This window comes from Lonsdalea britannica (assembly GCF_946477055.1).
Lineage (GTDB): Bacteria > Pseudomonadota > Gammaproteobacteria > Enterobacterales > Enterobacteriaceae > Lonsdalea > Lonsdalea britannica_A.
The window spans coordinates 1-10,094 of sequence record NZ_CAMKXG010000124.1 but is presented as its reverse complement, the minus strand read 5'-3'; the positions used below and the strand labels follow the sequence as shown (position 1 = coordinate 10,094).

Annotated in this window: 8 protein-coding genes and 1 pseudogene; all 9 read right to left on the bottom strand. The window is 54.0% G+C overall.

Annotated elements, in window-relative coordinates; all coding sequences use genetic code 11:
• Window positions 1-207: 207 nt before the first annotated feature.
• On the bottom strand, window positions 208-840 hold the full coding sequence (locus Q7O77_RS09935; protein WP_304166464.1) for a LysE family translocator: 633 nt from the start codon (window positions 838-840) through the stop codon (window positions 208-210).
• Window positions 841-1,277: 437 nt separating this feature from the next.
• A complete protein-coding gene (locus Q7O77_RS09930) occupies window positions 1,278-1,829 on the bottom strand; it encodes a fimbrial protein (RefSeq protein ID WP_304166462.1) in 552 nt (183 codons plus the stop codon).
• A gap of 16 nt (window positions 1,830-1,845) precedes the next feature.
• Window positions 1,846-2,889, bottom strand: coding sequence for a fimbrial protein (locus Q7O77_RS09925; RefSeq protein WP_304166469.1), 1,044 nt, complete (start codon window positions 2,887-2,889; stop codon window positions 1,846-1,848).
• Window positions 2,890-3,122: 233 nt separating this feature from the next.
• Entirely contained in the window at window positions 3,123-3,653 is a 531-nt protein-coding gene (locus Q7O77_RS09920) for a fimbrial protein (RefSeq protein ID WP_304166459.1), read from the bottom strand.
• A gap of 7 nt (window positions 3,654-3,660) precedes the next feature.
• Complete coding sequence (locus tag Q7O77_RS09915) at window positions 3,661-4,662, bottom strand: fimbrial protein (RefSeq protein ID WP_304166456.1); 1,002 nt, start codon at window positions 4,660-4,662, stop codon at window positions 3,661-3,663.
• Between the two features lie 71 nt (window positions 4,663-4,733).
• Window positions 4,734-7,394, bottom strand: coding sequence for a fimbrial biogenesis usher protein (locus tag Q7O77_RS09910; RefSeq protein ID WP_304166453.1), 2,661 nt, complete (start codon window positions 7,392-7,394; stop codon window positions 4,734-4,736).
• 110 nt (window positions 7,395-7,504) lie between these two features.
• The gene (locus Q7O77_RS09905; RefSeq protein ID WP_304166466.1) at window positions 7,505-8,170 is read right to left on the bottom strand and encodes a fimbria/pilus periplasmic chaperone; all 666 of its coding nucleotides are present in this window, start codon (window positions 8,168-8,170) and stop codon (window positions 7,505-7,507) included.
• A 257-nt stretch (window positions 8,171-8,427) separates the two neighbouring features.
• Window positions 8,428-8,979 (bottom strand): type 1 fimbrial major subunit FimA, encoded by a 552-nt coding sequence (gene fimA / locus Q7O77_RS09900; protein ID WP_304166451.1) that lies wholly within the window; start codon window positions 8,977-8,979, stop codon window positions 8,428-8,430.
• Window positions 8,980-9,621: 642 nt separating this feature from the next.
• A pseudogene (locus tag Q7O77_RS09895) lies at window positions 9,622-10,094 on the bottom strand (IS630 family transposase); the annotation flags it as partial.

The window sequence follows — 10,094 nt, the reverse complement described above, 5'->3', positions numbered from 1 at the left end:
TTCAGAAACAGAATTTCGGCATGATAAACACTCCCCTGAACGGAGGTGGTGCCGACGAAAAGATCACGATTCACTGAAGAGCAGATTGTTTTTGCCCTTAAACAGGCTAAGCTGTGGGCCTCTGCCTGGACAGATAGTGCTCCTCCCAATGATGCCATGATAGCCATCATTGCCCAGGGATACGCAAACCAACACACTTTGGATCAGCTAGATGACCCATACATAGATCACCAGAATGATTAACGTCCAACCAGATATCTTATTGATCAACTCTATTTTTCTAGAACTTAAATAGTGCCCTGCGATATGCCCCAGCGCCATCCAGGGTATCAATGAGATGATGGAAGAGATGAAAAAAAGGACAGCATAAACGACGATGTGTTGTTGGTATGCGCTTGCGACAAAAGAACTATAGGAAAGAATAGCGAACAACCAAGCCTTATAGCTCAATGGATGAATAAGTAATCCACTGGAGAAAGAGAGCGTCGGTTTATTTTCTTCTGAGGGCAAGTCAGCACTGGATCGAATAATCTGATAACTTATCCACAACAAATAAATCGAGCCTACTATTTTCAGAAGATACATAATTCTTTCATCTGCCTTAGCTCCCGACAAATAAATATATGCGCTGGCGTAAAGAACCACACCAAAACCCGTCGTAATACCTAGGGAAAAAGGAATCGTTTTCTTCCAATCGCTTTTTGATGACTGGCTGAATATCGCGATATTAGCCGGTCCTGGAGTAATACTGGCGACGAAAGAAAAAATGAAGAAGGCAATGTAGTTATAAATTTCCATATTCGACATCTCTAATTTTGATACTAAAGCGCTGACTGGCATCTAAGCCGTTTTCACTTTCATCAAGTTGACAAAAAATCACGACAATCGCACTAAATGAGAATTACCGCAGAATAATTCGAAGAATGAAAAGCAGAGAGGTCATCATCAGATTCCTTATCAAGTAGGGGGGACGCGTCGTTGCCCGGGGGCTATCGCACGCCATGCGTCACAAGCCGCCTCGTTCATGTGAGAAGGCGCACGCCATCGGAAGATGGCCAGACGACAACAAGCATGAGAGCGCTTACGCGTTCTGAGAGCGGCAAACGTCTTAAACCTTATGCCATTAACGCCGGGGATACCAGAGCCGCGTCGGCGTCACGTACGCCTCCCTCAGGCAGGCGGCGACAGGACACAGGCGGGAAGAGAAAAGCGGGAACGAAGAGCGGTCACGGTCGGACCGGCGGCGGCACGACGCCGTCGCCGCCGGTCGTGCGCGCTTACAGATAACTCAAAGTAAAGGTCACATCGCCGTTGGCGGTGCCTGCGGTGACGCTGCTTTGCGTCGCGATGTATTGACCATAAAACACCAGCTGCGCGTTGCTGGCGCCGGCAGTGAGCGGATATTGCTCGCTGGCGTTGCCAAGCGGGATGCGTTGACGATCCTTATCCAAAATGGCGATCCCCACGTGCGTCGCGGTGCTCCCCGAGTTGAGCGCCAGCAGCGTCGAATCGTTCGCATCCGCCGTGCCGGAGAAAGTGGCGGTGACCGAAGACGCCGCCGAACCGCAGCTTTCCAAGTTCACCACGAATCGTACCGGGGCTGCGCCTGTCTTATTGACGGCGAACTGCTTGGTCGCCAGCGTGCCCATATTCACGGTTTGCTCCTGCGACCCCACGCTGACTGAACAGCTGTTGGACACCAGCGTCGCGCTGAGCTGGAGGTTGGTCGATCCCAGATCCGCGCGAGCGGACGGTAAACATCCCCACAGCCCAACGGCCTGCACAATGAAAGCGGCGGTGGCGAGACCGCGAAAATTATCCGGCGACATGAATATTATCCCTCCCTCAATCAAAATCGACGCGCAGGTAGGCCAACGCGGTGACGACGCCCGCCTGCGGCGTATTGCCGGTCACGCTGACCGGATAAACTTTCACCGTGACGTTGGCGCTTTCATTACTGTCCAGCGTGAAAGGCAGTACGCTGGAGATATTGTTCGGCGTCAGCGCACTGTCGCTGCTATTGGTCACCACAAAACCGACGTCGCTGTTATTCGAGACAATCGCATTGCCCGACACCGTATCGGCCTGCACGCGCAGCGACAAATTGGACTGGGCCTCAATGCCATTGCAGGCAATCGCGATCGTGCGGGTCACGGCGCTGACGCCGTCAGGCTTGGCACCCGCGGTTTTAAACGCGCCGGTGGAGATATTGCCGAAGTCGATGGCGATTACCTGCCCAGCATTCAATTCACAGCTTTGCGGCACCGTCATCGTGCCGCTCAGGTATCCGACCACGAGCGGAGAGCCGGTGCCCTGCCCCGTTCCGCCCTGATTGCCGTATAAGTAAAAAACCGGGATCGACGGCAGCGTCGTCATGCCGACAAACTTGCGTTTAATACGGAAACTGACCTGTACCCGACTGCCCGTCGTTGCCGTCCCGCCGCACTTTCCATTGCAGTTATTCGATAAGTCGGTAAATGGAACATTATGGTAAGTGCTGCTGCCGGAAGCGTTGTAGACATAGATCCGCGAGGCAATCTGCAAATAATCATTGCCGGTGATGTCGTACCAGTTGGCGGAGCCGTCCGAGAAAGAGAAACTCAGCGCCGAACCGGCCTGAGCGGTGTAGTAAACGGTGTCTTTGTTATTGCATCCCCCGCTGATCACATAGGAGCCGCTGTCCGACTTCTGATTCCAGCCGGTGGTGTAGCCGACATAGTTTTGCTGCGAGGAAAAATTGAAATCAAAGTCATAACTCACTGGCGAGCCGGTTGCCGTATTACACAACGTGGCAAAGGTTGTCGGGGAAAAAAAAACGCCCGCCGCCAAACATAGCCATCCAAGCTGTTTTTTTAGGCGTTCGATGAGTGTCGCCACCGTCAGGTTCATCACTATTCGTCCTTATGGTCGTTATCTTTCAGTCTGCGGGAGATGCATCACGTGATTGTCGTTCCCGGCAAGAAAGCAGGACGGCTATTCCCGTCCCGCCAATGCCCAGTCCTATGGGAGCTCAGAGCAAGAAGTCGCCGCGCCGGCGCATGTCGTTACGGCTAAAGACAACGATGGTCCCGCCGTTCGTACATCAAGGGCGCGGTCTTTTCCCTATGCGTTTTCAGACGCTGTTACTGATAGGTCAGCGTGAAAGTCGCGTCGCCATTGGCCGTACCCGCGGTCACGCTACTCTGCGTCGCCACGTACTGGCCGTAAAACACCAGTTGCACGCTGCTGGCACTGGCGGTCAGCGCATACTGCTCGCTGGCGTTGCCAAGCGAGATACGGTTGCGATCTTTATCCAAAATCGCAATCCCGACGTTGGTCGCGGTGCTGCTGCTGTTCAGCGCCAGCAGCGTCGCATCATCTTTATTCGCCGTACCGGTGAAGGTGGTGGAGACGGCGGTGACGGCCGCGCCGCAGTTCTCCAGAGCGAGGGTGAAACGCACCGGCGTCAGCGCTCGGGAGCCTCCGTCAAAGAATTGTTTCGTCGCCACCGAGCCAAGATTGACCGTTTTGTTCTGCGAAGCAGTACTGACCGAACAGGTGTTCGACGTCAAATTGCCATTGATCTGGATATACGAGTCATAGGCGGAGGCAACCGGCGAACCGGCCATGATACTGAGCGCCACGCTCCCCAGAATTACTCGATGAATTGTCATAATGGCCTCACTGATAGGAGAACGTCACACCGACCAGACCGTTGGCCGTTCCTGCGGTCATATCGCCGGTTCGTACATATTTGAACGTGAGCGGAACCGTCACAGACTGCCCCTGAGTGGAAATATCGGCGATGGAGAACTGGTTGGTGTTCCCCTTACTGGAGTCGTCCGGCCCCAGACTCACCGGCGTGGAGCTGCCGTTGTAATACGCCTGAATGCCGATGCCTTTAGCCGTTGAGGCGCTGGTCAGCCCGATGATGTTGCTGGTATTCGCGGTATTGCTCTGGTCGGAGATCGTCGCCGCCACATGGATGCCCGTATCGCAGGACAACCCGATAGACGTCGATTTCGCCGCCGACTGGCTGCCCACGGAGGGCAGGCTGCCGGTAGAGACATTCCCCATGTCAATCACGCGATTCGCGCCGGACTGCACGGTACAACCGGTCGCGGCAACTGTAATCTGGGTCTGGGCGACTTTGATGTACGCGGAGTCGGTAGCGGAGCCGTCGGTGCCATAACATTGCACGATCGCAATATTCTGCGCAGCCAGCGTTGTCGTCCCGGTCTGTAAGTGACCGCTGGTTTTAACCAACGTGACCTTACCGTAACCACCGATGCCGTTATACGGCACGGTGTTGGTCCCCGGGGCCGGATACCACTGGTTTCGCGTCGTCGTCAGCGCGGAATAGTTCGTGGCGTTCGAATCCTTCACGCCTACCACCAAGCCGATGCCCGGCGTGCCCGAGTCGTAAATAATATAATTCACGCCGTTGATGGTCGTCGTTAATCCCGTGCTGGGACGCACGGCGGAGACATAAGCTTTGGCAGTGGCCTTGCTTGAGTTGTTACACATATAGACGTTTTTGTTGCCCGCCGACCAAGCCGGGCCGATCTGCTGGCCGATGGACACGTCATCTGCCGGGCCGCTGTAGCTGATTGCCCCGCTGAACGTCAGCGTCAGATCGCTGCCGCATTCACCGATAAGGGGAAACGTCAGTAAGGGCAACATGATAGAAAGCCGTTTCGGCCACCCAGCTCTTCTAGCCGTCCGAAGCGATTTCGATGTTGTTAATTGACGCATTACTGGCACCTCACTTTGGCATAACTAATCGCTTTCGTTGCACTATCTTTCGGCAGTGAATAAGGAACGACGCACTGTTCAGTCGTCGCATCGCCCCACTTCACGTTGAGTTTGCCCGTGGACGGCAAGCCGGATAAATAGACCTGGCCATTATCGCCGACGATGCTGTCGGAGCGGCCGTCATTGGTTGAAACCGCAGACCCGAACGGCATCGGCTGCCCGTCAGACCGGATCAGCGTCAGCAGCGCGCGTGAACCGATATGCGTTTTGAATTCGGCGCGCACCAACGCCCCTTGAGTCGGCACCACGTTCACAACGGCATCATCCAGATCGGCGTTATCCTTCAGCGTGGTGGTATCGAGAGCAATACGGTTGCGGTGGTAGGTCATCGCGTAGGGAATAACGGCGTAGCCGCGCCAGTCGGTGCTCACACCGGTCACGCTTTCTACGTTAACGTCGCTGGCGCCCGGCGCTTTAATCAATACGTTGGTGGCCCCCAGCGGCTGGCTTAGCGTGAGGCCGCTGTCATGCGCCACAAGGCCGCCGCTCAGGCCGTAGTTAACCTGCCGGTATCGCTTGCCATAGTTGTAGCCGACGTTGGAGTTACCGTGGCGTCCCTGATAGTTCAGGCTGGCATAGCCGCTGCCGCCGACGCCGTGATTGCCGTAGCCTTGCAGCACGCTGTAGTTCAGGTTGTTATCATCCAACAACGTGCCGTTAATACCGGCCTGATGCGTTGTCTGTCCGTGCCAGTCGGTATTTGCCGCATAAGTGGCATAGGCCGTGTTACCCGAGCGGGTGATATCCGACTCTTTGCCGCCGCCGGACAACCATTGTCCAATAGGAATGGACACGTTTAAGGCGGCGCGTTTGTCTGGCTCCACCAGTCCGGGACTTTTGTTGTAGTTGAAGGACAGGCTGTAACTCACCCCCTTCAAGTTGCCGCTGTACCCCACCTGCCACAATGAGTTGATGTCATTGGTACGCCAGTAGGTTTGGCGGCTGCCGCTCAGGAAAACGGAGCCGTAATCGCCGAGCTGCTGGGTGATGTTGACCTGAATACGCCCTTTACGGTTGTAGTTAAGGTTGTAGTAATTGTTGTACTCCACCGTTGGGTCGGTCAGTCCGTCATCGGTATCGTAGTTTGTACCGATCATGCGACGATAGCTGGTTTCATCGAGCGTGTAGTAGCCCTGCGTGGAGTAGCGGTAGCCCAGCAGCTGGAAGTTGGTGCCGACGGTGTTCAACGACTTGGCGTACAGGAAGCGCATTGACTGCCCTTGATGACGGCTGTCATCCGCCAGCTTACTGTATGCTTGGGTGACATCCGTCGACAGCGCGCCCCAGTCCCCGAGGTTTTTACCGGCGCCGATCGCACCAGCCTGATATTTCTTCGCCACCTGCGTACCGCCATACAGCGTGAAGCCGCCGGGCAGACCCCAGATCACCGTGCCTTGCCCGAACTCGGGTTTTTCCTGCTGGGTATAGTTGCTGCGGTATTTACCTGCGGTCACCGCGTATTTCACGCGCCCTTCGCGCTGTAATACCGGCACCGCCGAGTAGGGTACGCTGAAGGTGCTGGAGCTGTTGTCGCTTTCCGTCACCGTGACCACCATATCCCCGCTGGAGGAGGTCGGATAAAGGTCGGTGATGGCGAATGCGCCCGGCGCGACGTAAGACTGATAAATGATAAAGCCGTTCTGCCGGATCGTGACTCGGGCATTGCTTTTCGCGACGCCGCGGATGGTGGGGGCGAATCCGCGCATGCTGTCCGGTAGCATATTATCGTCCGATGCTAGCTGCGCCCCGCGAAAGCCCAACGTATCGAACACATCGCCCGGCGTATTGCTGTCGCCGAGGGTAAGTTCGCTTTTGAGCGGAATAATCGCGTGCTGCAAATAGGTATTAACATGCTGCCAGTTGCGCGTATGCCGCCCCTCAAAGCTGTAGTAGTTCCAGGTGGAGTAATCCCGCAGGCGCCATCCGCCCCAGTTAAGGCCGCTGTTCAGATTGAGGAAGTAGTTGTTGCTGCTGTCGTCGCCGGAGCTATTGCTACCGGTGAAGTCATAGTTCAGCAGCGCGGCGGAGATGCCGTCATCCCACTGTTCCGGCGGAATGTAGCCGCGGCCGCTGTTATTGAGCGAAGCTTGAGGCAGGCTGATATTCAGGCGTTGCAGTTCGAAATCAAACACCATATGGGAGTCGGGGACGATGTGCGTCAGCGCCACGCACTCCTGCCCCGAGCTACCAGCGGCGGCCGGGAATGCCGACATGTTGATGTTGAGCGACTCAACCTGCGAGCGGGTAATGCAGGGTACTAACCCCGTATCGTCCGACTCGTGTTCGAGCGGCGTTACACCAGCGGCTGTCGGTTTGCGCGCATCAAACCGGATATTCCGCGTTTCGACGAATTCATCGTTCACATAGACATCGACGTGATAGATCCCCGGCACCTGCCCTTTTCCCTGCTCGAACCGCGACAAATCCGCCACCGCCGAAGGATCGCTGGATAAGAACGCCGGGTTAAAAAACAGTTCGGCATAAGCGCCGGCCGAAGGTAATGCTACGCATAACGCGATCGCCCGGCACAGCGGCGACAACCGCCATAACGGCGTGGCGCGCGACTGTCTGAAATGGGGCTTCCGATATAATGGCCGCATATGAAAAACTCCTGAAAAAAACTCCTGAAAAAAGTGACGGAAAGCAACCTGAAGGGTATGCACCCTCCTTTTTCATGCCCGGTTCGGGATTTGCCGTTCACTGTTCGGCGCTATTGCATGACGCCGGTAATGCGAGCGCTGTTGGCCCCATAGTCATTAATTGACTGGAAGAACACCTGGCCACTTGCATCGGTAGGCAACGCAACGGTGACATTTCCTTTAGGCGGCGCCATGGTGTTAGGAAGTTTTCGGGTACCGAGGTTGAGGTTCACTAACGTGACGAAATAAGGCGTTGGGTTGGTGATGATGAGGCTATCGCCCTGACGATGGAATCGCAGATGCGCGGGCGCTTCGGCCGGGCTTTCCGGCAGGCCGACGGGGCGGACGAACAGTTTGATGCGGGAGAGAACCGCCAATTGCAGAACGTTTTTATCCTGAATATCTCTGCGATCAACGGACGGAATCGCCTTAACGTTCATCCAGAACACCGATTCGCGATCGGTCGGCAAAGGCGTGCCGACGTACATAATGCGTAAAATGTTTTCGCCCGATGGTTTGGCGACGAACAGCGGCGGTGTGACCACAAAGGCCTCGCTTTTCTTGCCCGTCGTATCTTCCACCCAAGACTGAATAAGAAATGGATTTTTGGTATCCGTATTGGTCACGCCCAAAGAGGTTTGGGTCGCACCGGCGGAATAGATCACCCTCGTCGCGCCCAGCGCCACGCCCCCGGCCTGCGCCGCCAGCGGAATGACGGTTAAAACGGACAGCGCCATACCGGCCAAAGCGCGGCGGAAAAAAGTTGAATTAAGCACGCTAAACTCCATGTACGAAAATGACTGATTGACAGCTACAGGTTGAGCATTACGCGCGAGGTCGGATGACGTCAGACGCTAAATCCGCCTCCGTTAACACGGTAGATGTCGGTACAGAAACGCGGAACCGGCGTTGTTTGTCGCAACGTCGTTTTCACAAAAAGTCAAAAATGGCGCCCTCCTTGGCGGCCATAACGCATCCCTGCCTGCGTGAGTAGTTATTCGTACTGCATGGTAAAGGTGGCATCCGCATCCGCTTCGCCAGGGGTTACGTTAGCCAGAGTCGATTTGTAGCGAGCGTTGAAGTTCAGGGTGTTGCTACCGGTGATCAGCGTCTGCGGGCTAGAGAAAGCGGCGCCGGTCGGGGACAGCACAGTGCCTTTGCTATCGGAAATTTCGATACCTACGCCAGCTGCCGCGCCGGCGCTGCCGCCGCTGATGTTGCTGGTGGACAATACGGTGTTGTCGTTACCATCGGCAGATCCGCTAAAAGCGACGGCGGCTGTCGTGGAAACGGTAGGATCGCAATCTTCAAGTTTGATCGTGAAAGGCACCTTACCGGAGTAAGCCCCTACCGCAGTGAAGTTCGCGGTACGATACTGTCCGAGGTTAACCGTCTGGTTAGAAGAGGTTGAGCTGACCGCACAAGCCGCATTCACGATCTGGCCTGTAAAGTGTACGGTACCACCGGCAACGGTCGTCGCAGCGCTGGCATAACCGGCTGACAGAATAGACGCGCCGATTAAAGCGCGGAGTAGAGTTTTACGCATAGTCACTATTCCTTATTACCAATATAAAGGCTATGTAAATAGTCTAAGAGTGTACTTTTTAAACACAGGGGTATTTCCCGCCCGCCGGAACCTCTGCATCATGAATATAAAGGCACGCCGAAGACGTGACTTTATATAAAGACAGAAGCGGCAAGACTAAGAAATCATTGCGAATGAAGAACTCCCCCTGCCCTTTGAGTATTTTCTAAAAATAATAAATCGCGAGATTTAACAAAAATTTGTTAAAATCAGGACAAAACTCATAAATTCAGCAGCACGAGCACCAAAAACAAGAATAAAAAACCAAAAAACAATAATTTGACAGTATAAAGAATGTAATTCCGGGGTTCTCATCGGCATTTTTCAGGTTTTAAAAACAAATAAAACATTGCATATGAACATCCATGTTTATTTATTGTTTAAATTAACAACCAATGCATAATCGACACAAAGAATAATGACGAATTAATAAGCAAGCAATGCGTCAATATGAAAATAGCCTGCCTATTTGGGATACGCTTAATAGGAAAATACGATAAGAAAAAGATGAGAGCGCTGAAGCAGACTTAAAGAATAAAAATAAACGGAATGTCTGATGAGAATGGGTGGAAAAAGGCTATTTATCCTAAATAACTTCGCATATTACCGCTCCACTTTAGCCAGTCCGTGTTGATTGCCGGGAACGGCGAGGCGGCATTCATAAACTGATTCACTTGTTCCAGTAACTGCCACATATATAGGCATTGATGATTTCGCGCTAGGGTTTCGTGTAACCACAACCACAGGCGTTCTATCGGATTCAGCCACGGCGAGTACGTCGACAGGAACAGTAACCGGAGCTTCTTGTCCTCTGCCAGCCAACGCGCCACTTTGCGGCTTTATGGATGAGGTAATTATCCACCACTCGCGTGATGGTTTTCGCTCGACGGTAAGTTCGGCGTAACTTTTTTAATAGCATGATAAATAAGCTATAAATTTTACTTCCGCCGCTGACGTAGTGGACACGTCCCGTACCCGAATGGAACGCGCCAGCCAGATAATGTTTTTGATTCTGCCCCGGTGTAACAATGCGCTTTGTTGCCCTTTTGGCATCCAGTCCGCACCGATTTTCGGGT